Annotated in this window: 11 protein-coding genes; 5 read left to right on the forward strand and 6 right to left on the reverse strand. The window is 73.2% G+C overall.

All coding sequences use genetic code 11. From position 1 onward, the window contains the following. Window positions 1-63 precede the first annotated feature (63 nt). The 5 genes from DEJ50_RS29205 to DEJ50_RS29225 all read right to left on the reverse strand — a co-directional run bounded on the left by DEJ50_RS29205 (window position 64) and on the right by DEJ50_RS29225 (window position 4,414). Window positions 64-891: a metal ABC transporter solute-binding protein, Zn/Mn family gene (locus DEJ50_RS29205; RefSeq protein ID WP_150211060.1), complete on the reverse strand. Its 828-nt coding sequence runs from the start codon at window positions 889-891 to the stop codon at window positions 64-66. Beyond that, window positions 840-1,718, reverse strand: a complete 879-nt coding sequence (locus tag DEJ50_RS29210) for a metal ABC transporter permease (RefSeq protein WP_150211061.1) — start codon at window positions 1,716-1,718, stop codon at window positions 840-842. The genes DEJ50_RS29205 and DEJ50_RS29210 overlap by 52 nt, the downstream gene beginning before the upstream one ends. Beyond that, on the reverse strand, window positions 1,715-2,350 hold the full coding sequence (locus DEJ50_RS29215) for a metal ABC transporter ATP-binding protein (RefSeq protein ID WP_150211062.1): 636 nt from the start codon (window positions 2,348-2,350) through the stop codon (window positions 1,715-1,717). The genes DEJ50_RS29210 and DEJ50_RS29215 overlap by 4 nt, the downstream gene beginning before the upstream one ends. Before the next feature lie 112 nt (window positions 2,351-2,462). Then, window positions 2,463-3,113 carry a MarR family winged helix-turn-helix transcriptional regulator gene (locus DEJ50_RS29220; RefSeq protein ID WP_150211063.1) on the reverse strand — a complete coding sequence of 217 codons (651 nt, stop codon included), beginning with the start codon at window positions 3,111-3,113 and terminating at the stop codon, window positions 2,463-2,465. A gap of 353 nt (window positions 3,114-3,466) precedes the next feature. Next, window positions 3,467-4,414 (reverse strand): methionyl-tRNA formyltransferase, encoded by a 948-nt coding sequence (locus tag DEJ50_RS29225; protein ID WP_150211064.1) that lies wholly within the window; start codon window positions 4,412-4,414, stop codon window positions 3,467-3,469. 290 nt (window positions 4,415-4,704) lie between these two features. Here DEJ50_RS29225 and DEJ50_RS29230 point away from each other — a divergent pair, with 290 nt between their 5' ends. The 4 genes from DEJ50_RS29230 to DEJ50_RS29245 all read left to right on the forward strand — a co-directional run bounded on the left by DEJ50_RS29230 (window position 4,705) and on the right by DEJ50_RS29245 (window position 23,038). Then, a complete protein-coding gene (locus DEJ50_RS29230; RefSeq protein WP_150211065.1) occupies window positions 4,705-6,054 on the forward strand; it encodes a lysine N(6)-hydroxylase/L-ornithine N(5)-oxygenase family protein in 1,350 nt (449 codons plus the stop codon). A gap of 145 nt (window positions 6,055-6,199) precedes the next feature. After that, window positions 6,200-7,186 carry an iron-siderophore ABC transporter substrate-binding protein gene (locus tag DEJ50_RS29235; RefSeq protein WP_150211066.1) on the forward strand — a complete coding sequence of 329 codons (987 nt, stop codon included), beginning with the start codon at window positions 6,200-6,202 and terminating at the stop codon, window positions 7,184-7,186. 46 nt (window positions 7,187-7,232) lie between these two features. Further along, window positions 7,233-22,826, forward strand: a complete 15,594-nt coding sequence (locus DEJ50_RS29240; protein ID WP_150211067.1) for a non-ribosomal peptide synthetase — start codon at window positions 7,233-7,235, stop codon at window positions 22,824-22,826. Beyond that, complete coding sequence (locus DEJ50_RS29245) at window positions 22,823-23,038, forward strand: MbtH family protein (RefSeq protein WP_150211068.1); 216 nt, start codon at window positions 22,823-22,825, stop codon at window positions 23,036-23,038. The genes DEJ50_RS29240 and DEJ50_RS29245 overlap by 4 nt, the downstream gene beginning before the upstream one ends. Before the next feature lie 97 nt (window positions 23,039-23,135). Here DEJ50_RS29245 and DEJ50_RS29250 read toward each other — a convergent pair whose 3' ends face one another. Next, a complete protein-coding gene (locus DEJ50_RS29250) occupies window positions 23,136-24,050 on the reverse strand; it encodes an MBL fold metallo-hydrolase (protein ID WP_150211069.1) in 915 nt (304 codons plus the stop codon). Between the two features lie 125 nt (window positions 24,051-24,175). Between DEJ50_RS29250 and DEJ50_RS29255 the strand changes: the two genes are divergently transcribed. Beyond that, complete coding sequence (locus DEJ50_RS29255) at window positions 24,176-25,138, forward strand: AraC family transcriptional regulator (RefSeq protein WP_150211070.1); 963 nt, start codon at window positions 24,176-24,178, stop codon at window positions 25,136-25,138. Window positions 25,139-25,145 lie beyond the last annotated feature (7 nt).

The raw sequence follows: 25,145 nt of genomic DNA on the forward strand, positions 1-25,145 counted from the left end.
GGCCGGGAACAACTCCCGGCCCGCGGGACCCCGGGCCCCGGCCCTTGCCCCGGGGGCAGGTCGTCAGGGTTGCATGGCCTTTTTCAGTTCCGCCGCCGCGTTGCGGTATACCGTCAGCAAGTCCAGGTCGTTCCCCGGGTAGTTGACGATCTTCACCTGCCGGGCGCCGGAGCCCGGCAGTACCGTTCCGGTCGACATGTGGGCGTTGTCCAGCACCAGCGCCGGCTTCTTCGCCGAGAGTTCGGCGAGCTGAGCGGGGGTCACCGCCTCCGGTCCGTACGTGCCCACACTCGTCGCGCCCGCCAGCTTCGCCGACCAGCCCGTGAACACCTGGTTGACCACCGCCGGGCTCTGCCCGCCCGGCCACGCCGCCTTCAGTTCCCCGTTCAGCCGCGCGTACTCGGTGTCGAAGCCGGCCTTCCACTTCCGGGCGGCCTCGTCCGTGCCGAACATCGCCGCCAGCCGGGCGACTTCGGCCCCCGCCTTCTCCGGGTCGTTGTCCAGGTTCACCTCGACCAGCTTCGCCTTCGACCCGGCGGCCTCCCTGATCTTCGCGGCGTACGGCTCGAACGGCGCGTACAGCACGAAGTCGGCCTTGGCCACGGCCGCCAGGTCGGAGGGCTTCGGGTCGTAGTCGGGCGCATGGTGCACCGACTGCGGCACGATGACCTTGATGTCCTCGGCGCCGGCCGCCTTGGCGAAGGCGCCCTCCCAGGTGGTGGTGACCACCACCACGGGCCGCTGCCCCCCGGCCTTGGCCGGGTTCGAGGCCTTGTCGTCGCCGGCGGCGTCGCTGTCGCTGTCGCCGCCGCAGCCTGCCACCAGGGCCAGTGCGGTGCTCAGTGCGAGGAGGGGGAGGAGGGAAGTGGTGCGGACGCGGGTGCGCGCCATGAGCCGGTACTCCGTTCCGGAATGAGGTGAACGGCGAGGACGACGGCCCCCGCCGTGAGGACGAGGACCGGCCCGGGCGGCCAGTCCAGCCAGAGGGCCACGAGGAACCCGGTCAGATTCACGAACACGCCGAAGCCGACGGCCCAGAGCGTGATCGAGGTGAGGGAGCGGCCCAGCCGGCGGGCGGCCAGCGCGGGCAGCAGGGTCAGTGCATCGACCAGCAGGGCCCCGGTCAGCTTGATGGCTCCGGCCACCGAGACGGCGACCAGCACCAGCAGCACCAGGGTCAGCCCGCGGACCGGTACGCCCGAACAGTGCGCGAGCTCCCGGTCGTACAGCAGCAGCGCCAGATCCCGGCGCCGCCACCAGAACAGCGCCGGCACGGCCACCGCCAGTACGCCCAGCACCACCAGGTCGGCGGTCCCGACGGACAGGATCGACCCCCACAGCAGGGCGAACGCCCCCGAGGCATTGACCCCGGTCACCGCGAGCACCAGCAGGGCGGCGGCGATGGCCAGGCTCATCAGCAGCCCCATCGCCCCGGACAGCCCGTCCGGGGTCCGGGCCAGCGGAGCCACCCCGGCCCCGGCCAGGGCACAGGCCACCAGTGCGCACACCATGGGGTCCAGCCCGGTCCACAGGCCGATCGCGATGCCCAGCAGCGCGACGTGCATCATGGCGAACCGCACCGGCATGATGTCCAGCCCGACGATCACCACCCCGATCACCGGCAGCCCGACCGCGGCCAGCAGCAGCGCGAACCCGGCCCGCTGTACCGGCACCAGTTGGAGCAGTTCGCCGACGTCGGCGGTGGCGAGCGCGTTCACCGGACCTCCCGCAGCCGGCCCGCGGCCATCTCCAGGACCCGGCCGCAGCGTTCGGCGAGCGCCCGGTCGTGGGTCACCACCACCACGGTGGCCGGCAGGGCGGCCAGTACCTCGGCCGCCTCCTCCTGCCCGTCGAAGTCGAGGGCGGCGGTCGGTTCGTCTGCCAGCACCACTTGCGCCCCGGCCGCCACACAGCCCATCGCCCGGGCCAGGTACATACGTTGCAGCTGGCCGCCGGACAGGGTGTGCAGGGGCCGCCGGGCGAGCTCTGCGACGCCCAGCCGGGCGGCGGCCTCCGCGGCTTCGGCCGGGGCGCCGCTGCTGGCCAGCAACTCGCCGCCGAGCAGCGGGAACCGGCCGGCCGCGGGCTTCTGCGGGATCCAGGCGCAGGCCCGCCGGCGCCAGGCGCGGTCCCCGGCGGTGGCGGTACCGCGCCCGCCGACCAGGATCGTGCCGCCGGTGTGGGGGTGGAGTCCGAGCACGGCCCGCAGCAGGGTGGTCTTGCCCGATCCGTTGGTCCCGGTCAGGGCCACCCGTTCGCCGGCCGCGATCTCCAGGTCCACGTCCTGTACGGCGGCCACGCGCCCGTGGGCGCAGGCGACCCCCTGCATGCGTATGTCCAGCCCGCCCATCCCGTCCCTTCCCGTCGGCCACCTGCCAATAGGAGTAGTCGGACGGCGGGGCCGGTGGGTTCCCGTGGGTTCCCGGCGGTGCAGCGTCTGGGTGGAGTGACGTTTCTTCTCGTCAGGAGCGGGCGGCGGGCGGGTCCGGAGCCGGAGCCGGAGCCGGCGCCGGGGCGAGGTGGCCGTGGACGCGCTGGAGGAGGGTGGTCAGGCGGGTGCGGTCCGCCGCGCTCAGCGGGGCGAGGAGGTCTTCGTCGGCGGTGGCGATCTCGGCGTTGATCCGGTCCAGGGCGGCCTTTCCGGCCGGGGTCAGCAGGACCAGGATCCGGCGACGGTCATCGGTGTCCCGGACGCAGACCACGTAGTCCCTTCTGGTCAGTTCGTTCACGACTTTGACCAGATCGCTGGCGTTCATGTCCAGCCGGGCCGCCAGGGCTCCTTTGGCCTGCGGACCGAGCTCGGCCAGCAGGTCCATCACGGTCAGGTGCCAGAGCCGCAGCCCGTGCGCACCGAGCCGTTCCGTGAGTCTGCGGCGGGCGTGCTTGCCGACGGCGTACAGGAGATAGGCGTTCAGCCCCAGCACGCCCGGCTGGGCGCCGTCCGCGCCCGCCGGCGGACCGTCAGGCCCGCCCTGCCCGTCCGCCGCCGGCTCCATGGTCCCGATGACCCGGAAGATCTGGGCCCAGTCGGCCGGTCTGTTGGACACACCGATGACGGCGAACGTGGCCCCGGCCGGGTCGTGGGCCGTACCGGAGAAGACGGGCTGCTCCATTGCTCTGCTCTCCCTCGCAGGGGCGGAAAGGCATCGCCGCCGCGCGGACAGGGCAGTCCGCGCGGCGGCGACGACCGGCGTCCCCGGGGCCATGGAGGGGAAGCCGGCGGTCTGGGGGCGACTGGCGCCTAGTGCTGTGACCCGGAAGGTTTGCCGGTAGGCCCGCGGCGTCCGGTGCATGGGGCCTCCCCAGGCCCGCAGGGCCTAGGGGACGCATCGCAAGGCGGAGGGCCACGGCTCGTACTGGACGTACTTGCGTGGCCCGACAACGCTGGGGGCACCTCCCAGCGGTAGCTGGGGGACGAGGTGCCGTGCCGGGCGCCGCGGGCCGGCAAACCTTTCCGGTCACAGCACTAGCGGCGGCCGGTGAGGTAGCCGCCCATCCTGGTGAAGTAGTCGGTGGCGAACATCTCCTCGCCGTCCTCCGTGCGGACCCGGGTGATGGCGAGGCCGTGGTTGCGGCCGGTGCGGGCGTCGGCGCCGGCCACGATCACCACGCCGTTGCCCTCGCGGTAGAAGATGCGGCCGGGCGTGCCGCCGTACCGGCCCTCGGAGACGGTCGCGGCGAGGATCTCCAGCCGCCGGCCCCGGTGGTAGGTGAAGGCGGCCGGGTAGGGCGCGGACTGGGCGCGCACCAGGCGCTCCAGCTCCTCGGCGGACCAGTTCCAGTCGATCCGGATGTCTTCCTCGGCCCGCTTGTGGAAGAAGCTGGCCTGCGAGCGGTCCTGCGGGGTGAAGTCGGTCTCACCGGCCGCGATCCGGTCGAGCGCGCCGACCGTGACCGGGGCGATCAGGTCGACGGTCTTGTGGAACAGGTCGGTGGCGGTGTCGGTGGGTCCGACCGGCACGGCCTGCTGCAGGACGATGTCCCCGGCGTCGAGGGTGTCGTCCATCATGTGCGCGGTGACGCCCACTTCGGACTCGCCGTTGATGAGGGCCCAGATGATGGGGGAGAAGCCGGCGTACTTCGGCAGCAGCGAGTCGTGGACGTTGAGCGTGCCGTACCGGGGCAGGCCGAAGATCCGCGGCGGGATCCAGGTCCGCCAGTTGTTGGCGACGATGATGTCCGGCTCGGCCTCCTGGAGGCGGGCGAACAGCTCGTCGTCGTCCGGGCGGTTGCGGATGACCACGGGCACGTTGTGCTCCGTGGCGAGGTCGGCGACGGAATCGCTCCAGATCTTCTCGTACGCGTGCTCGCTCTTGGGGTGGGTCACGACCATCACCACGTCGTGCTCGGAGTCCAGGAGAGCTTGCAGGGTGCGGTGCCCCCAGGTCTGATAACCGAACATGACGACCCGCATAGGGTTCCTCCTCAGAGCAGTGATGAATCGAGGGTAAGTAAAGCAAGGCTTACCTAAGTGTGCAACGGGGTCCGATTTGGTACGGAATCGGACTCGAATCCAGCCCGCTTCGGGCGGAGTTCAAGCCGAAGCCTGTTGTCGGCGTCCGATATGCCCGGTCGACAGGCCGAAAAGATCAGGTTAGCCTTGCCTAAGTAATCGGGTCGCCGTCCTTCGGTGTGCCCGGCTTTAGGTTTCCCCTGGTTCCCCCAGCGCCTGACAAGCGGCTGCCCCGCACGATTGGGAGTGACATGTCACAGGCTCTTCCTGACGACGCACCTTTGATCCACGACCTCATCGGAATCGGCTTCGGCCCCTCCAATGTGGCCATGGCGATCGCGCTCAGCGAGCACAACGCAAGCGTCGGACGGCAGGAGGCGGTCACTGCTCACTTCTTCGAGCGCCAGCCGGAGTTCGGCTGGCACCGCGGCATGCTCATCGACGATGCCACGATGCAGGTGTCCTTCCTCAAGGACCTGGTGACCCTCCGGAACCCGACCAGCGAATACAGCTTCCTCTGCTACCTGCAGAGCAAGGGCCGACTGATCGACTTCGTCAACCACAAGAACCTCTTCCCGCTGCGCGTGGAGTTCCACGACTACTTCCAGTGGGCCGCGGCCAAGGTCGACGACATGGTCTCCTATGGCTCCGAGGTCGTCGCCGTCCGCCCCGTCGTCGAGGACGGCGTCGTCCAGTACATGGACGTCACCGCCCGCTCCGGCTCGGAGCTCGTGGTCCACCGGGCCCGCAACCTGGTCGTCGGCACCGGCCTGACGCCGCGGATGCCCGAGGGCGTCGACCGTACCGACCGGGTCTGGCACAACTCCGACCTGCTGGGCAAGGTCGAGGGCCTCAAGGGCACCGACCCCCGCCGCTTCATCGTGGTCGGCGCCGGCCAGAGCGCCGCCGAGAACGTCGCGTACCTGCACCGGACCTTCCCCGAGGCCGAGGTCTGCGCCGTCTTCTCGCGCTACGGCTACAGCCCCGCGGACGACAGCAGCTTCGCCAACCGCATCTTCGACCCGGCCGCCGTGGACGAGTACTTCATCGCGCCGGAGGAGATCAAGCAGAAGCTGATCGGCTACCACGGCAACACCAACTACTCCGTGGTGGACATCGACCTGATCGACGACCTCTACCGCCAGGAGTACCAGGAGAAGGTGCTCGGCACCGAGCGCCTGCGCTTCCTGAAGGTGTCCCGGCTGACCGAGGTCATGGAGACCCCCGACAAGGTCCGGGTCACCGTCGAGTCGCTCGTCACGGGGGAGAAGACCCCGCTGGACGCCGACGTCCTGGTCTACGCGACCGGATACCGCTCCGCCGACGCCCTCGGCCTCCTCGGCGAGGTCGAGCAGTACTGCCAGCGCGACGAGCAGGGCCGGGTCCGGGTGGAGCGCGACTACCGCATCACCACCGACCCCGAACTCAACTGCGGCATCTACCTGCAGGGCGGCACCGAGCACACGCACGGCATCACCTCGTCCCTGCTGTCGAACACCGCGGTCCGGGTCGGCGAGATCCTCGACTCGATCGTCGCGAACGGCCGGGCCCCGCTCGCCCAGGCCGAGCGCGCTGCCGACGAAATCGGTTCGACGCTCTAGCATCCCCACGACCGTTGCGCCTGCCCGGTGTTTCCATCGCACCGGGCCGGTGGTCTGCGCACTGTGAAACACCCCCGTGAAAGGAACACCCGTGTCCGTTGGTAAGCGCCCCGCGCTGACGAGAGTCGTCAGGAACGTCCCCCGCGTGGCAATCGCCGCAGCCGCCGCCCTCGTCCTCAGCGCCTGTGGCGGTGGTGACGAGAAGTCCGAGTCCAAGCCCGCCGTTTCCGGCGACACCAAGGCCGCCGGTGCCTTCCCGGTGACCGTGGACCACAAGTACGGCAGCACCACCATCTCCGCCGAGCCGAAGAAGATCGTCACCCTCGGCCTGTCCGACCAGGACGCGGTCCTCGCCCTCGGCATCAAGCCGGTCGGCGCGGTGGACTGGTTCAAGGAGGCCCCGTACGGCAAGTGGCCGTGGGCGAAGGACCTGTGGGGCTCCACCCCGCCGCAGGTCGTCGGCGAGCGCGACGAGTACAACATGGAGAAGATCGCGGCCCTCAAGCCGGACCTGATCATCGCCCAGTACTCGGGCATGAAGAAGGAGCAGTACGACACCCTCTCCAAGATCGCCAAGGTGGTCGCGCAGCCCAAGGGCGCCGAGGACTACCAGGCCGACTGGAAGGTGATGACCCAGCAGATCGGCAAGGCGCTCGGCAAGAACGCCGAGACCGAGAAGCTGATCTCCGGCATCGACGCCAAGTTCAAGGCCGTCAGCGACAAGCACCCGGAGTGGAAGGGCAAGACGGTCTCCGTCGGCGAGCCCTACGAGCCGGGCAAGTTCTCCGCGTTCTCCCCGAACGACCCCAAGCTGAAGTTCTTCGCCGGCATGGGCTTCGGCACCACCGACGCCTACCGCGCCGCCCTGGGCAAGGAGAACATCGCCGACCTCAGCTCCGAGCGCCTCGACGTCATGGAGGCCGACCGGGTCGTGTGGCTGGGCACCCCGGACACCGAGAAGGCCATGAAGGCCGACCCGCTGTACGTCAAGACCAAGGCCAGCCAGGAGAAGCGCGACCTCTTCCTGCCCTACGACAGCCCGGACATCGGCGCCGCGCTGTCCTTCAACACCGTGCTGAGCATCCCGTACGCCATCGACCAGGTGGTGCCGCGGCTCGAAGCCATCAAGTAACGCACCAGCAGTACTGACGCACGACCAGGGAAAGGCCTTCTGAACGATGTTTGACGCCGAGTCGGACCGGACTTCTGCCGCCGGGGTACCCGTCACCGGTGGGCAGTCCGGAATTTGGCTTGCTCAGCAGATCGAGCCGGACAGCTCGGCCTTCAACGTCTCGTTCACCCTGGAACTGCGCGGTGACGTCGACCTCGACCGCCTGACCGCCGCCGTGCGGCAGGTGGTCGAGGAGGCGGACTGCCTGCACGTCGTCTTCGAAACGGCCGAGGACGGCAGCCCCCGTCAGCTTCCCCGCCGCCACGCGGTCGACGTCCCCGTCGTCGACCTGCGCACGGCAGCCGCCCCCGAGGACGTGGAGGACGCGGCCTGGGAGTGGATGAGCGCCCACCGCGCCCGCCCCGCTGCCCTCGCGGACGGCCCGCTGTTCTCCCACACCCTGCTCCGGCTCGCCGACGACCGGGTGCTGTGGCACCAGTGCTACCACCACCTCGTCATCGACGGCGTGAGCATCGGCCTGCTCTCCCGCCGGGCCGGAGAGCTCTACAGCGACGTCCGCCCGGCCGCTCCCGTCGACTGGGACATGACCCGGCTCGCCGCCTCCGAGCAGGCCTACCGGGCCTCCGAGGCGTACGCCGCCGACCGCGCGTACTGGCTGGAGCGCCTCGGCGACCGGCCGCAGCCGGTCCGCCTGGTCGAGCCCGGCCCGAAGCTCATCTCCAAGCGCTACCGGCGCACCACCGAACTGTCCGTGGCCGACACCGACCGCCTCAAGGCCGCCGCCGGGGCCTCGGGGGTCCGGGTGTCCCGGCTGCTGATCGCCGCCGTGGCCGCCTACCTGCACCGGACCACCGGCGAGCAGGACCTGGTCCTCGGCCTGCCCGTCACCAGCCGGCAGGACCGCAGCGTGCTGGGCGTCCCCGGCATGGTCTCCAACATCGTGCCGCTGCGGCTGGTCGTGCACCCCGGCACGACCGTCGCCGAACTGCTGGCGCAGACCGACGAGCGGATCGCCGAGGCCGTCGCCCACGGCCGCTACCGCTCCGAGGACCTGGCCAAGGAACTCGGCCTGGTCGAGGGCGTGGCCGAACTCGTCGGACCCACCGTCAACATCCTGCCCGGCACCGACTGGCTGCGCTTCCGCGACCACTACTCCGACCTGCGCCCCCAGTGGCTCGGCGCGGCCAGCGACCTCGCCGTCAGCGTCGGCGAATCCGTCCGCGGCGCCGTCCGCATCCTCTTCGACGCCGACGCCGACCAGTGCACCGAAGACGCCCTCGTCGCCCACCAGGAGCGCTTCGGCATCCTCCTCGACGCCTTCGCCGAGGACCCCGCCCGGCCCGTCGGCCACCTCGAACTCACCACCGCCGCCGAACGCACGCGGCTGCTGGAGGACTTCGGCACCTCCCCGAGCGAATCCCCGGAGCTGTCCTGGCCGGCCGCCTTCGAGGCGCAGGTCCGCCGCAGCCCGGAGGCCGTCGCCCTGGTCTGCGAGGACCGCGAACTGACCTACGCGGAGCTGGACGCCGCCGCCAACCGGCTGGCCCGCCTGCTCGCCGCCCGCGGCGTCGGGGCCGAGGACGTGGTCGGCGTGGCGCTGCCGCGCTCGCCCGAGCTGGTCACCGCCCTCCTCGCGGTGATGAAGGCCGGCGCCGCCTACCTGCCGCTGGACTCCGACCACCCGCAGGACCGCCTCGCCTACATGCTCGAGGACGCCGGCGCCCGCACCGTGGTCACCGCGCGCGAACAGGCCGAGGGCCTGCCCGGGCTGCCGGGCACCACCCTGCTGACGCTCGACGACCCGGAGACCGCCGCCGAGCTCGCCGCGCAGGACCCGGCCGCCCCCGGCCTCGCCATCCCGCTCGACCGGGCCGCGTACGTCATCTACACCTCCGGCTCCACCGGCCGTCCCAAGGGCGTCGTCGTCCCCCACGACGGCGTCGGCAGCCTGATCGCCACCGCCACCGAGCGCATCGGCATCACGGCCGGCAGCCGGGTGGTCCAGTTCGCCTCCGTCGGCTTCGACGTGACGGTCTGGGACCTGATCATGTCCCTGTGCGTCGGCGGCCGGATCATCGTCGTCCCCACCGAACGCCGCGTCGCCGGCCCCGCGCTCACCGACTACATAGCCGAGCACCGGGCCACCCACATGATCCTGCCGCCCTCCCTGGTGTCGGCGCTGCCGCAGGACTGCGAACTGCCCGAGGGCGCCGTCCTCGTCGTCGGCACCGAGGCCGTGCCGAGCGAGCTCATCGCCCGCTGGTCCCACCGCCTCCAGATCGTCGTCGCCTACGGCCTGACCGAGGCGAGCGTCAATTCCACCCTCTGGGTCGCCGAAGCCGGCCACCAGGGCCCCGTCCCGATCGGCGAGCCCGACCCCAACACCCGTGCCTACGTCCTGGACTCCGCCCTGCGGCCGGTCCCGGTGGGCGTCGAGGGCGAGCTGTACGTCGCCGGGCGCGGCCTGGCCCGCGGCTACCTCGGCCGGTTCGGCCTGACCTCCGAGCGCTTCGTCGCCGACCCGTTCGGCGAGCCCGGCACCCGTATGTACCGCACCGGAGACCGGGTCCGCTGGACCGCCGAGGGCAACCTCGACTTCCTCGGCCGCGCCGACGGCCAGATCAAGATCCGCGGCCACCGCATCGAGCCCGGCGAGATCGAGAGCGCCTTCATGGCCTGCCAGGGCATCGCCCAGGCCGCCGTCCTGGTCCGCGAGGACCAGCGCTCCGCCAAGCGGCTGGTCGCCTACCTGGTCGCCGACGCCTCCCTGGACACCGCCGGTGCCGAGGCGGCCGTCACCGCCGCCCGCGCCGAGGCCGCTCAGGGCCTGCCCGACTACATGGTCCCCTCGGCCGTCGTCCGCATGGACGGCCCGCTGCCGCTGACCCCCAACGGCAAGCTCGACGCCCGCGCCCTGCCGGACCCGCAGTGGACCGCGATGACCGGTGACGCGGCCCCCACCACCCCGGCCGAGGCCACCCTGGCCGCCCTGTTCGCCGAGGTCCTCGGACTGCCCTCGGTCGGCGTCCACGACAGCTTCTTCGAGCTCGGCGGCGACAGCATCGTCGCCATCCAGCTGGTCACCCGGGCCCGGGCGGCCGGTCTTGCGATCAGCCCCCGCGAGGTGTTCCGGCTCCGTACGGTGGCCGCCCTGGCCCGCGCCGCCGGCGAGGCCCCGCAGCCGCCGCAGGCCGGTGCCGCGCTGCCCGAGCCGTTCTCCCTGGTCCCGCTCACCGACGCCGACCGGACCGAGTTCACCGCCGGAGTCGGCGAACTGCTGGACGTGGTCCCCGCCACCCCGCTCCAGGAAGGTTTCTTCTTCCACGCGGCCATGGACCGCGGCGGCGCCGACGGCTACGCCGTCCAGGACACCGTCGAACTCGCCGGCGACGTGGACCCGGAAGCCCTCCGGGCCGCCGTCCAGCGCCTGCTCGACCGGCACCCGCTGCTGCGCGCCGCCTTCCGCCAGCACCCGGACGGCCCGGTCGTCCAGGTCATCGGCGCCCGCGTCGAACTGCCCTGGCGGTTCGACGACCTCACCGGCCTCGACCCGGCCCGGCAGACCGCCGCGGTGGCCGAGATCACCACCGCCGAACGGGACCACGGCTTCGACCTCGGCACCCCGCCGCTGATGCGGGCCGCCCTGGTCCGGCTCGACGGACAGCGCTCCCTGCTGGTGCTGACCATGCACCACATCATCGTGGACGGCTGGTCCGTCTCCCTGGTCATGCGGGAACTCCTGGACGGCTACCGGCCCGGAACCCCCGCCCCGGCCACCGCACCCGACCCGGCCTACCGCGCCTACGCCGGCTGGCTGGCCGGCCGCGACCGCGAACTGGCCCGCGAGGCCTGGCGCACGGCCCTGGCCGGCCTCGACACCCCCGCCGGCCTGCCGTTCCGCGCCGCCGACGCGGCCGGGGCCGAGGCCGGCACCGGCCGGATCACCCTGGACCTGACCGCCGCCGAAACCGAGGCGCTCACCGCCCGGCTCCGCAGCCTCGGACTCACCCTCTCCACCGTCGTCCAGGGCGCGTTCGGCCTGGTCCTCGGCGATGTCGTCGGCTCCCACGACCTGGTCCTCGGCACCACCGTCTCCGGCCGCCAGGCCCCCGTCGAGCACATCGAGACCCTGGTCGGCCTGCTCATCAACACCGTGCCGGCCCGCCTGGGCTGGCGCCCCGAGCAGCCCCTCGCCGAGGTCCTGGCCCGGTTCCAGGACGGCCAGGCCGACCTGCTCGACCACCAGCACCTGGGCCTCGCCGAGATCCAGCGGGCCGTCGGCCGCGGCGACCTGTTCGACGCCCTGGTCGTGGTCGAGAACCTGCCCGAGGCCGGCGAACCCGCCGACCCGCAGGGCCTCGTCCGCATCGTCGGCTCCGAGATCCGCGACTCCGTGCACTACCCGCTCGCCCTCACCGTGCTGCCCGGCGAACGGCTCCGGCTCCAGCTGGACCACGACCCGGCCCGGCTGGACGCCACCGCCGCCGCCCGCTTCGCCGGCCGGCTCCGGTCCGTACTCGCCCAGGTCACCGCGGACCCGCAGCTGCCGGTCGGCCGGATCGCCGCCCAGAGCGAGGCGGAACGCCGAGACCTCCTTGTCAGCCTCGCCGGGGCCGCCCACGTGATGCCCGGCACGACCGTGCACGGGGCCTTCGCCGAGCAGGTCCGCCGTACCCCCGACGCCGTCGCGCTGATCGACGAGGACGGCCGGACCACGTACGCCGAACTCGACGCCCGCGCCGAGGCGCTGGCCCGCCGGCTCGCCGCCGCCGGGGTGGCGGCCGAGTCCGTGGTCGCCGTCGCCGTGCCCCGCTCCGCCGCGACCCTGACCGCCCTGCTGGGCGTCCTCAAGGCCGGCGCCGCGTACCTGCCCGTCGACGTGGACTACCCGGCCGACCGGGTCCGCCACCTGCTGTCCGACTCCGGTGCCCGCACCGTCGTCGCCACCGAGGCCGCCCTGGCGAAGCTGCCCGCGCTCGGCACCCTCGGAACGGTCACCCCCCTCCTGCTCGACGGCCCCCGCGCCGCCACGGCCGCGCCCGAGGGCACCGTGCTCGCGCCCGTCGACCCGGACGGCGCCGCCTACGTGATGTACACCTCCGGCTCCACCGGCCTGCCCAAGGGCGTGGTCGTGCCGCACCGCGGCGTCGTCGGCCAGCTGGCCTGGACCGCCGAGCGGTTCGGCTTCGGCCCCGGCGAGCGGGTGCTGCACCAGTACTCGACCAGCTTCGACCCCTCCGTCCAGGAGATGTTCGTACCGCTGTTCACCGGCGGCACCGTGGTCATCGCCCGGCCGGACGGCCACCGCGACCCGGCCTACCTCGCCGAACTGATCCGCGCCGAACAGGTCACCAACGTCGACCTGGTGCCCTCCCTCTACACCGCCCTGCTCGCCGAAGAGGTGGACGGCGCCCCCTGGTGGGCGAGCCTGCGCCGGGCGTTCAGCGGCGGCGAGGCCCTCCCGGTGCCGCTCGCCCGGCGCTGGCAGGAACGCACCGGCGTCCCCCTCCACAACGTGTACGGGCCCACCGAGGCGGTCATCCAGGTGACCAGCTGGCAGGCGGGGACCGAGGCCGGCGAAGAGGGCACCGTGCCCATCGGACGCCCGGTGTGGAACACCCAGCTCCACGTCCTCGACCGGTACCTGCGCCCGGTGGCCCCGGGCGAGCCGGGCGAGCTCTACATCGCGGGCGCCCAACTCGCCCGCGGCTACCACGGACGCACCGCGCTCACCGCGGAGCGGTTCGTCGCCGACCCGTTCGGCGGTCCGGGTGCGCGGATGTACCGCACCGGAGACATGGTCCAGTTCAGTGGCGACGGCGTGCTCACCTACCTCGGGCGCACCGACCACCAGGTCAAGATCAGGGGAAACCGAGTGGAACTCGGGGAAATCGAAGCCCGGCTGCGGGACGAGCCGGCCGTCGGCGATGCGGTGGTCGTCGCCCGCGACGACGAGCGCGGAGTCAAGCAGCTGGTGGCCTACCTGGTCCCGGCCCCCGGCGCGACCGCGGCCGGCTTCGACACCGAGGCCGTGCGCACCGCGCTGGCCGTCAAGCTGCCCGCGCCCATGGTGCCCAGCCACTTCGTCGCCCTCGACGCGCTGCCGCTCACCCCGGGCGGCAAGACCGACCTGAAGGCGCTGCCCGCCCCCGAGGTCCGCCGCAAGGCCGGACGCACCACCGGCGGCACCCGCGGCACCCTCGACACCCGCGAGTCCCGTGAGCAGCAGCTCTGCGCGATCTTCGCCGAGGTGCTCGGCCTCGACGAGGTCGCAGCCGACGAGGACTTCTTCATGCTCGGCGGCGACAGCATCCTCTCCATGTCCGTCGCGAGCCGGGCCCGCAAGGCCGGACTGTCGGTCAGCCCCCGCGAGGTGTTCGAACACCGCACCCCGGCCGCCCTCGCCGCCGCCTCGGGCGGCTCCGCCGGCACCCCGGCCGCACCGGCGGCCGACACCGACGGGGTCGGCGACATCACCCTGCTCCCGATCGTCCACCAGCTCCGCGAGGACGGCGGGCCCATCGGCCGGTTCAACCTGTCGATGCTGCTCCAGTCGCCCGCGGCGGCCGACACCGCCACCCTCACCCGGGTCCTCCAGACCGTCCTGGACCACCACGACGCCCTGCGTACCACCCTGACCCGGATGGACCTCGGCCCGGCCATCCCCGCCCTCTGGTCCGCCGCCACCACCCCGGCCGGCAGCGTGGACGCCGCCGCCCTGCTGCACCGCGTCGACGCCGCCGGACTCGACGAGACCGCCCTGCGCGCCGTGATCACCCGGGAGTCGGACGCCGCCGCCGGCCGCCTCGACCCCGACACCGGAGTCATGCTGCAGGCCGTCTGGTTCGACGCGGGCACCGGCACCCCCGGCCGGCTGCTGCTCGTCGTCCACCACCTGGTGATCGACGGCGTGTCCTGGCGGGTCCTCCTCGGCGACCTCGCCGCCGCCTGGGCGGCCGTCGCCCAGGGGCAGCAGCCCGAGCTGGAGCCCGTCCCGTCCTCGCTGCGCCGCTTCGCCCGGGAGATCGCCGAGCAGGCCACCTCCCCGCAGCGGCAGGCCGAACTCCCGTACTGGGCCAAGACCCTGGCCCCCGGCGCCGAGCTGGTCCCGGGCGCCGGCCGGACCGGCACCGCCGGAGCCGCGCAGGACCACACCGTCACCCTGTCCACCGAGGAGACCCGCGCCCTGCTGACCGCGGTCCCGGCCACCGCCGGCGCCGACGTCACCGAGGTGCTGCTCGCCGCCCTGCGGCTGGCGGTCTCCCACTGGCACGCCGACCGCGGCACCGCCCCCGGCGCCGACCTGCTGGTCGACCTGGAGCGGCACGGCCGTGACGGCACCGGCCTGGACCTGTCCCGCACCGTGGGCTGGTTCACCGGCCTGCACCCGGTCCGGCTGCCCGCCGCTGCCGCCGACACCGCCCTGGACACCCTCAAGCTGGTCAAGGAAGCCGTCCGCTCGGCCCCCGACTCCGGCGCCGGCTACGGCATGCTGCGCTACCTCAACCCGCAGCTCGCCCCGGTGTTCGCCCAGCTGTCCACCGCCCAGGTGCTGTTCAACTACTTCGGCCGGCTGCCCGCCGACCAGACCGTCGACTGGGCGCCCGCCGCCGAATCCGACGCCCTGGCCGTGGAACCGGACGCCGACCTCGCCATGCCGTACCCGCTCCAGATCAACGCGGTGTGCGCGGACACCCCGCACGGCCCCGAACTGCGGGCCACCTGGACCTGGCCCGCCGGGCAGACCCTCGCCGAACAGGACGTCCACGCCCTCGCCCTGGCCTGGGCCGACGCCCTGCGCGCACTCGTCGCCCAGGCCGCCGGAACCGGCTCGGCCACCCGCGCCCTCACCCCCTCCGACCTGCCGCTCGTCCGCCTCACCCAGGCCGAGATCGACCGGATCGAGCAGGTCAGCCCGGTGCCCGTCGCCGACATCTGGCCGCTGTCCCCGCTCCAGGAGGGCATCCACTTCCACGCCAGTTACGACACCGACGGCCTGGACGTCTACACCGCCCAGGACTGCTTCGACTTCGGCGTCCGGCTCGACCTGGACCGGCTGCGCGCCGCCTGCGCCACCCTGCTCGCCCGGCACCCCAGCCTGTGCGCCGGCATCACCTCCGACGGCCTGACCGCCCCCGTGCAGTTTGTCGGCCCGGCCGCCGAGGTCCCCGTCCCGCTCACCGAGACCGACCTGACCGGGCTCACCGAGGAGCAGCGGCAGGCCCGGCTCGCCGAGATCTCCGACGCCGACCGGCTGCGCCGCTTCGAGCTGGACCGGCCCCCGCTGTTCCGGCTCCAGCTGATCCGGCTCACCGAGAACACCGACCGCCTGATGCTCAGCCACCACCTGGTGGCCTGGGACGGCTGGTCCCAGTCCCTCTTCCTGGACGAGCTGCTCGCCCTCTACGCGGCGGCCGGCGACGACACCGGGATGCGCACCCCCGGCAGCTACCGCGACTACCTGAGCTGGCTCGACGCGCAGGACTTCGACGCCGCCCGCGCCACCTGGCGCACCGCCCTGGCCGGACTCGAGGAGCCCACCCTGGTCGCCCGGGGCCGCGGCGGCGAGCCGACCATCCCGCGCCGCCACTCCCTGGACCTCGGCGCCGACCTCAGCGACCGGCTGCGCGGCTCCGCCCGCGAACACGGCCTGACCATCAACGCCGTGCTCTCCGCTGCCTGGGCGCTCGTCCTGTCGGCCGCCGTCGGCCGCGAGGACGTGGTGTTCGGCGCCACCGTCGCGGGCCGCCCCGCCGATGTGTCCGGAGCCGACACCACCATCGGCATGTTCCTCAACACCGTGCCGCTGCGGATCACCCTGCGCCCCCAGGAGACCGTTGCGGAACTCCTGCGCCGGGTGCAGTCCGAGCGCATGGCCCTGATGGACCACGAGTACCTGGGCCTGGCCGAGCTCCAGCGGGCCGGCGGCCACCCCGTCCTCTTCGACACCCTGTACGTCCTGCAGAACTTCGCCGACGAGGGCGCCTTCCGCGAGCTCACCGAGCGGCACGGCATCACCGGAGTGGGCAGCGTCGACGCCACCCACTACCCGATGACCCTGATCGTCAACCCGGCCGAGCGGGTCCAGGTCAAGCTGGAGTACCGCCCCGACCTGATCGACGACGAGCAGGCCGCGGCCACCCTGAACCGCTACCGGACCCTGGTCGAGCGCCTCCTCGGCGACCTCACCGCCCCGGTCGGCGGCCTGGACCTGCTGCTGCCCGGCGAGCACGCCGCGCTCACCGCCGCCTGGGCCGCCAGCAACGAACCGGTCCCGAACGAGACCGTCGCCGACATGCTGGCCGCACAGGTCGCCCGCACCCCGGACGCCGTCGCCCTCGTCTTCGGCGACACCGCCCTCACGTACGCCGAACTCGACGCCCGCATCAACCGGCTGGCCCGGCTGCTGCTGGCCCGCGGGGCCGGCCCGGAGCGGACCGTGGCCCTCGCGCTGCCCCGCTCCATCGAGATGGTCGTCGCCCTGTTCGCGGTGCTCCGCACCGGCGCCGCCTACCTGCCGCTCGACCTCGACCACCCCGCCGACCGGCTCCGCCTGATGGTCGAGGACACCGGGCCGCTGTGCCTGCTCTCCACCACCGCGGTCGCCCCGACCCTGCGCGCCGCAACCGGCCCGCTCGCCCCCGAGGTGGCCCTGGACGACCCGGCCGTCGCCGCCGCCCTCGCCGCCCTCCCCGGCGACGAGATCACCGACGCCGAACGCCCCGCCTTCGCGCACTCGGTCGCCGGCCGGCTGGAGCACCCGGCCTACGTCATCTACACCTCCGGCTCCACCGGCAAGCCCAAGGGCGTCGTCACCCCGTACCGCGGACTGACGAACATGCAGCTCAACCACCAGGTGGAGGTGTTCGACCCGGCGATCGCCGCGGCCGGCGGACGGCGCCTGCGCATCGCGCACACCGTCTCCTTCGCCTTCGACATGTCCTGGGAAGAGCTGCTCTGGCTGGTCGAGGGCCACGAGGTGCACGTCTGCGACGAGGAACTGCGCCGCGACGCCGAAGCCCTGGTCGCCTACTGCGACCGCAACCGGGTCGACGTCGTCAACGTCACCCCCACCTACGCCCAGCTCCTCATCGAGGAAGGCCTGCTCGACCACGACGAGAACGCGGGCAAGCACCGGCCCGCCCTGGTCCTGCTCGGCGGCGAGGCCGTGTCCGACACCGTCTGGACCCGGCTCGCCGACACCGAGGGCACCTACGGCTACAACCTGTACGGCCCCACCGAGTACACGATCAACACCCTCGGCGGCTCCACCGCCGACAGCCCCACCCCCACCGTCGGCCGCCCCATCCGCAACACCCGCGGCTACGTCCTGGACGCCATGCTGCGCCCGGTCCCGCCCGGCAGCCCCGGCGAGCTCTACATCGCCGGCACCGGCCTGGCCCGCGGCTACCACGACCGGCCCGGGCTGACCGCCGAACGGTTCGTCGCCGACCCGTTCGGCGCCCCCGGCGAGCGCATGTACCGCACCGGCGACCTCGTCCGGCAGCGGCCCGACGGCCTGATCGACTTCCTCGGCCGCACCGACGACCAGGTCAAGATCCGCGGCTACCGCATCGAACTCGGCGAGATCGCCACCGCCCTGTCCGGACACCCCGACGTGGCCCACGCCGCCGTCATCGTGGCCGAGCAGGCCGGCGGCAAGCGCCTGGTCGGCTATGTGGTCCCGGAGGAGGGAACCGAGCGCGGCGAGGCCCTCGTCCAGAGCCTGCGCGACCACCTCAAGGCCGCCCTGCCCGACTACATGGTCCCGGCCGCCCTGATGGCCGTCGACACCCTGCCGCTGACCGTCAACGGCAAGCTCGACACCAAGGCCCTGCCCGCCCCCGAGTTCGCCGGCCCCGGCACCAGCCGGGCCCCCCGGACCCCGCAGGAGGAGACCCTCTGCGCGCTGTACGCGGAGGTGCTCGGCCTCGCCGAGGGCAGCGTCGGCATCGACAGCGACTTCTTCGAGCTCGGCGGGCACTCCCTGCTCGCCACCCGACTGGTCGCCCGGGCCCGTACCGCCCTCTCGGCGGAACTCGCCATCCGCGACCTGTTCGAGGCCCCGACCGTGGCCGAGCTGGTGGAACGGGCCGCCGGCGCCCAGTCCTCCGGACGCCCCGCCCTGACCGCGGGGGAGCGCCCCGAGGAACTGCCGCTCTCCCACGCCCAGCAGCGCCTGTGGGTCATCCAGCAGATCGAGTGCACCTCGGCCGCCTACAACTTCCCGCTGGTCATGCGGCTGCACGGCACCCTCGACGTGGACGCCTGGCGGGCTGCCCTGGCCGATGTGACCGACCGCCACGAGGCCCTGCGCACCGTCTTCGCCGAGCGCGACGGCCTGGCGTACCAGCGGGTCCTGCCCGCCGGGCAGGCCCACCCGCCGGTGGAGCACCTGCGCGCCTCCGAGGAGGAGGCCGCGGCCCTCGTCGACGCGGCCATCAACCGCCCGTTCGACCTGGCCAACGAGCTGCCGCTGCGCGCCACCGTCATCGAGGTGGCGCCCGAGGAGCACGTCGTCGTGATCCTCCTGCACCACATCACCACCGACGAATGGTCGGACCGCCCCTTCCTCGGCGACCTGGCCGCCGCCTACGCCGCCCGCCGCTCCGGCACGGCCCCCCACTGGGAGCCGCTCCCGGTCCAGTACGCCGACTACGCCCTGTGGCAGCAGAAGCTGCTCGGCGACCCGGCCGACGCGCAGAGCCTGGCCGCCCGGCAGCTGGACTACTGGCACACCACCCTGCACGGCGCCCCCGAGGAACTGGAACTCCCCACCGACCGGCCCCGCCCGGCCCGCCCGGCCTTCACCGGAGCCGAACTCGACGTCGAGTTCGACGGCGCGGCCTACCAGGGCCTGAAGCAGCTGGCCAAGGAGAACGGCGCCAGCATGTTCATGGTGGTGCACGCGGCCGTCGCCACCCTGCTCCACCGCATCGGCGCCGGCACCGACATCCCGCTCGGCTCGCCCATCGCCGGACGCAGCGACGAGGCCCTCGACGACCTGGTCGGATTCTTCGTCAACACCCTGGTGCTGCGCACCGACCTCAGCGGCGACCCCAGCTTCACCGAGCTGCTGGGCCGGGTCCGGGACACCGACCTGGCCGCCTTCTCGCACGCCGACGTGCCCTTCGAGGCCGTCGTGGAGAAGCTGAACCCGACCCGCTCGCTGGCCCGCAACCCGCTGTTCCAGGTGATGGTCGGCTACCACGCCCGCACCGAGGGCGAACTGGACCTGGCCGGACTGGGCGTGGAGTACGTGCCCTTCCGGATCAGCTCCGCCAAGTTCGACCTGGTCTTCAGCTTCACCGAGCAGACCGCCGCCGACGGCGACACCGGCTCCCTGGCCTGCCGGCTGGAGTTCGCCACCGAGCTGTTCGACCAGGAGACCGCCGAACGCCTCGGCGAGCGCCTGGCCGCCCTGGTCGGCGCCCTCGCCGCGGCCCCCGACCTGCCGGTGTCCGCCGCCCCGCTGCTGGTCGAGGACGAGCGCCGGCTCGTCCTGGAGGGCTTCAACGGCACCCCCCGCGAGGTCGACGAGCTGTCCCTGCCGGCGCTGTTCGCCCGGCACGTCGCCGAGCGCCCCGACGCGGTCGCCGTCGTCGAGCGCGCCACCCGGGTGAGCTACGCCGAACTGGACGCCCGGTCCAACCGGATCGCCCACCTGCTGGCCGCGCACGGCGTCGGCCCGGAGAGCGTGGTCGGAGTCGCCGTGCCCCGCTCGGTGGACATGATCGCCACCGTGCTGGCCGCCCTGAAGCTCGGCGCCGCCTTCCTGCCGCTCGACCTGGTCCACCCCGCGGACCGGCTGAGCTACATGATCGAGGACTCCCGGGCCGCCCTGGTGGTCGGCACCGAGACGGTCGCCGGGAAGATCCCCGACACCGGCACCCCCGTGCTGCTGCTCGACGGGCCCGGCACCGCCGCCGCCCTGGCGGAGCTGCCGGAGACCGCCGTGCCCGCCCCCCGGGTGGTCCTGGACCAGGCCGCGTACGTCATCTACACCTCCGGCTCCACCGGCCGCCCCAAGGGCGTCGTCGTCCCGCACGAGGGCATCGGCAGCCTGGTCGCCACCGCGGTCGACCGGATGGGCCTGGAGGCCGACAGCAGCGTCCTGCAGTTCGCCTCCATCGGGTTCGACGTGTTCGTCTTCGAACTCGCCATGGCGCTCTGCCACGGCGGCCGGCTCGTCCTCATCACCGACGAGGCACGCGTCGCCGGACCGGCCCTCACGGACTTCCTGGCCGAGCACGCGATCAGCCACATGATCCTGCCGCCGTCCCTGGTGTCCGCCCTGCCGGCCGGCTGCGAACTCCCCGAGGGTTCGACCGTCCTGGTCGGCACCGAGACCGTGCCGCCGGACCTGTTCGAGCGGTTCGGCGCCACCGCCGACCTGATCTGCGCGTACGGACTGACCGAGGCCACCGTCAACTCGACGCTCTGGCCGTCCCGGGACGCGCAGCTGAGGCCCGGCGCCCGGGTGCCGATCGGCATCCCGGACCCCAACACCCTCTGCTACGTGCTGGACGACCGCCTGCAGCCCGTCCCGCCCGGTGTCGTCGGCGAGCTGTACGTGTCCGGGCGCGGCCTGGCCCGCGGCTACCTCGGCCGGTTCGGCCTGACCGCCGAGCGGTTCGTCGCCGACCCGTTCGGCACCCCCGGCAGCCGGATGTACCGCACCGGAGACCGGGCCCGCTGGCGCCGGGACGGCAACCTGGACTTCCTCGGCCGGGTCGACACCCAGGTGAAGATCCGCGGCTTCCGCATCGAGCTCGGCGAGATCGAGGCCGCGCTCGCCGGACACCCCGCCGTCAGCCAGGCCACCGTCGTTCCCGACCGGGCCGGCGACATCGTCCGGATCGTCGGATACGTCGTCCCCGAGCAGGGTGAACTCGACCCGCAGGAACTGCGGGCGCACGTCGCCGGGCAGCTGCCGGAGTACATGGTGCCCGCCCTCGTGGTGCCGCTCGACGGCCCGCTGCCGCTGACCCCCAACGGCAAGCTCGACCACAAGGCGCTGCCCGCGCCCGACTGGTCCGGCATGACCGGCGACACCCGCCCCGCCAACGCCACCCAGGCCCGGCTGGCGGACCTGTTCGGCGAGATCCTCCAGCTGGACGCGGTCGGCGTCCACGACAACTTCTTCGCCCTGGGCGGCCACTCCATGGCCTCCATGCGTCTGCTCGGCCGGATCCGCTCCGAGTTCGGCGTCGAGCTCAGCATCCGCGACGTCTTCGACGCCCTGACCGTCGCGGGCCTCGCCGCCAAGCTCGACGGCGCCGCCGCAGCCCGCCCGGCCCTGGTCCCGGCCGGCGACCGGCCGGCCGGCGAAGAGCCCGTACTCGCGCCCGTACAGCGCTGGCAGTGGTCGGCGTACCGGCGCTGGGACGGCTTCGACCACGGCCTGGTGCTCCGCTCGCCCGGCGCCCTGGACGCAGCCTTCCTGGCCGCCGCCCTCGACGACGTGGTGACCCGCCACGAGCCGCTCCGCACCCGCTTCACCGAGCAGGAAGGCACCGTGTACCGGCAGCCCGCCGCGCACCCGGCACTGGAGCAGGAGAGCTGCGCCGACCTCGACGCCCGGCTCGCCGAACTCGCCGCGCTGCACCCCGACCTGACCCGGGAGGCCCCGCTCCGGGCCCGGCTGCTCACCGGCCCCGACGGCGCCCAGGCACTGCTGCTGACCGCGCACTACCTGGCCGTGGACGAATGGTCCGTGGTGCCGCTGTTCCGCGACCTCACCTCCGCGTACGAGGCCAGGGCGCAGGGCAAGGCCCCCGAGTGGCAGCCGCTGCCGGTCGACTACTCCGACTACTCCGACTGGGCCCACCGGGTCCTCGGCGACCTCGCCGACCCCGCCGGCCTCGGCGGACGGCAGCTCGCCTGGTGGCGGCAGCAGCTGGACGGCATCCCGCAGCAGCTGGACCTGCCGGGCGACCGGCCGCGCCCGCAGGCACCGGCCGTCCGCGGCCCGGGCGGAGACTACGTCTCCTTCGTCCTGGACGAGCAGCTGCACGCCGAGGTGGACGCACTGGCGCAGGCCACCGGCACCAGCATGTTCATGGTGCTGCACTCGGCCCTGTCGGCCCTGCTCACCGCCCACGGCGCAGGCACCGACCTGCCGATCGGTACCATGGTGGCCGGCCGCGGTGACGATCAGCTGGCAGACCTGGTCGGCTGCTTCTTCAACACCGTGGTGCTGCGCACCGACACGGCGGGGGACCCCACCTTCGCCGAACTGCTGGGCCGGGTGCGGGAGACCACACTCAACGCCCTGGACCGGCAGGACGTCCCGTTCGACGCGGTCGTCCGCGCCACCGCACTGCCCGACGAAGGGCCGCAGGTCATGGTGATCCACCATGAGCAGGCGGACCTCGGACAGCTCGAAGGCGGCGTGGGCGCGTTCCACGCCGTGCCGACGGGCTCGGCGAAGGCTGAGCTCACGCTCAGCTTCTACGAGCCGCGCGGCGACGGGCCGGTCCACTGCGAGCTGATCCACGCGACCGACCTGCTCGGGCGGGCCAAGGCCCGGCAGCTCGCCGACGAACTTCACGCGCTGCTGCGCCATGTGGCGGCCAACCCCGGACAGCCGCTCTCGGAGCTGTTCACCGTTATGTCCACGAGGAGTGAAAACGCATGACCACCAACCCGTTCGAGGACCCGCAGGGCAGCTTCCTGGTCCTGGTCAACGACGAGAACCAGCACTCGGTGTGGCCGTCCTTCGCCGAGGTGCCGGCGGGCTGGCGGACCGTCTTCGGCGAGGACACCCGGGACGCCTGCCTCTCCTACGTGGAGGCCAACTGGACGGACCTGCGCCCAGCCAGCCTGATAGCCGCCCAGCAGCAGGCCTGACCCCGGTCCTGCCCTGGAAGGCTCCCGGGAACCGCCGAACGGCGGTTCCCGGGAGCCTTCGGGCTGTTCCGGGCCCCGGTCCCGACGGCCCGTCCGGCTACTCCGCTCCGTAGGCCGCCCACGGTCCGAGGGCGAAGCCCCCGCCCTCCGCCCGGACTTCCAGGGCGCCCGCCCCGCCGAAGTGCGCCGGGACCACCAGCTCCCGTTCCGCGGCGGCCCGCGCGAGGATCCGGCGGCGGCCGGCCGCCGCCTGCGCCGGGTCCAGGCAGAAGCAGCTGTTGCAGTCGGGGCGCAGGATCTGCACCGGGCTGTGCAGCAGATCGCCGGCGAACACCGCCCGGTCGCCCCGGGAGGCGAGCCGCAGGACGGCCGAGCCGGGGGTGTGGCCGGGGACGGACTCCAGGGTGAGGTGCTCGTCGATGCGGTGGAAGCCGTCCCACAGCACCGCCTGCCCGGCCCGGTGCACGGGCGCGATGCTGTCCTCGTAGACCAGCCGGTCGTGCTCGGCCCGGCCGCCCCCGTACCCGCCGTCGGGACCGAAGTGGCGGTCGTCGGCCGCCGGGATGAGATACCGGGCGTTGGGGAAGGTCGGCACCCATGCGCCGTCCGCAGCGTGCGTGTTCCAGCCCACGTGGTCGGCGTGCACATGGGTGTTGACCACGGTGTCCACGTCCTCCGGGCGGATGCCGGCCTGCGCCAGGCCGCCGAGGAAGTCGCCCTGCCAGTGGTGGAACTGCGGGGCGCCGGGCCGCTCGCGCCCGTTGCCCACCCCGGTGTCCACCAGGACCGTCCGGCCGCCGCTGCGCAGGACCCAGGTCTGGAGTGCCATGACCGCCAGGTCGCCGTCCGGATCCCAGTGGTCCGGCGCCAGCCGGTCCCGGTTCTCCCGCCAGACCCCGGGGCCGGATTCGGGGACGAGGGTCCGGGCGGAGACGAACGCTCCGCGCCACTCGACGATCCGGATGACCTCGACATTCCCCAGCGTCATGCGCTGTACGTTCTGCTGCGTCATGCTTCCGACGTTAGAAGGGCTGGCCGAGACTTTCGATGCCCGTGCTGCTCGATCGGATACGCCTGCGTCTCATCGCGCCCGTCCTGCCCGTCCTGCCCCGTCAGACGGTGTCGTAGCCTGACCCGATGGACGTGGTCAGCGATGCGATCTCCGCCGTGCGCGTCGGGCGGCCCTCCGCCGACCGGGTGCGGGTGAGCGGAAGCTGGAGCACCCGGCTCGACCCGTACGAGGGTGCGGGCTTCCACGTGGTCCTGGAAGGCGGCTGTCTGCTGCAGCCCGACGGCGGTCCGCCCGTGGTACTGGGCACGGGGGACGCGGTGCTGCTGCCGCACGGCACCGGACATGTGATGGCGGACGACCGGGCCGATGCGGCGGCCCTGCGGCAGGCGGTGTCCTACGACCGGTGGGCCGCGGCGGTGCGGCAGCCGGACCGGGATACGGCCGATGAGGCCGGCGAGGTCGGCAGGGCCGACGGGGCCGGCGCGGTGGAACTGCTGTGCGGCAAATACCGGATCGACCGCAGCCGGCTGCACCCGCTGATGGCGGAACTGCCGGCCGTCGTCCACCTGCCGAACCGCGCGGACGGCCACCCCGAACTGCGCGCCGCCATCGACCTGCTGGGCCGGGAACTGGACGGCGGACGGGCCGGGTCCGGCATCGTGGTTCCCAGCCTGCTCGACCTCCTGCTCGTCTATATGATCCGCGCCTGGACGGCAGAGGCCCGGACCGGGGCGTGGCCGGCCGCGCTGGGCGACACCGTGGTGGCCGCCGCCCTGCGGGCGCTGCACGCGGACCCGGCCGCTCCGTGGACCAACGAGCGCCTGGCCGCCCGGGCGGGCGTCTCCCGGCCCACCCTGGCCCGCAGGTTCACCGCCCTGGTCGGCCGGCCTCCGATGGCCTACCTCACCTGGTGGCGGCTGACCGTCACCGCCCGGCTGCTCCGCGACACCCCCGACCCCCTGGCCGCCATCGCCCGCCGGGTCGGCTACGGCACCCCGTACGCCCTGTCCCACGCCTTCAGCCGGGAGTTCGGCACCACCCCGGGGCGGTACCGGGCCGCGGTGGCGGTGCAGGCGCCGGGCGGGTGAGCTCCCG

This window comes from Streptomyces venezuelae (assembly GCF_008642295.1).
In the GTDB taxonomy this organism is placed as follows: Bacteria; Actinomycetota; Actinomycetes; order Streptomycetales; family Streptomycetaceae; genus Streptomyces; species Streptomyces venezuelae_C.

Excerpts from the sequence above, each read along its gene's own strand:
- DEJ50_RS29205 (WP_150211060.1), bottom strand. The coding sequence starts at position 891 with ATGGCGCGCACCCGCGTCCGCACCACTTCCCTCCTCCCCCTCCTCGCA.
- DEJ50_RS29215 (WP_150211062.1), bottom strand. The coding sequence starts at position 2,350 with ATGGGCGGGCTGGACATACGCATGCAGGGGGTCGCCTGCGCCCACGGG.
- DEJ50_RS29220 (WP_150211063.1), bottom strand. The coding sequence starts at position 3,113 with ATGGAGCAGCCCGTCTTCTCCGGTACGGCCCACGACCCGGCCGGGGCC.
- DEJ50_RS29225 (WP_150211064.1), bottom strand. The coding sequence starts at position 4,414 with ATGCGGGTCGTCATGTTCGGTTATCAGACCTGGGGGCACCGCACCCTG.
- DEJ50_RS29230 (WP_150211065.1), top strand. The coding sequence starts at position 4,705 with ATGTCACAGGCTCTTCCTGACGACGCACCTTTGATCCACGACCTCATC.
- DEJ50_RS29240 (WP_150211067.1), top strand. The coding sequence starts at position 7,233 with ATGTTTGACGCCGAGTCGGACCGGACTTCTGCCGCCGGGGTACCCGTC.
- DEJ50_RS29245 (WP_150211068.1), top strand. The coding sequence starts at position 22,823 with ATGACCACCAACCCGTTCGAGGACCCGCAGGGCAGCTTCCTGGTCCTG.
- DEJ50_RS29250 (WP_150211069.1), bottom strand. The coding sequence starts at position 24,050 with ATGACGCAGCAGAACGTACAGCGCATGACGCTGGGGAATGTCGAGGTC.
- DEJ50_RS29255 (WP_150211070.1), top strand. The coding sequence starts at position 24,176 with ATGGACGTGGTCAGCGATGCGATCTCCGCCGTGCGCGTCGGGCGGCCC.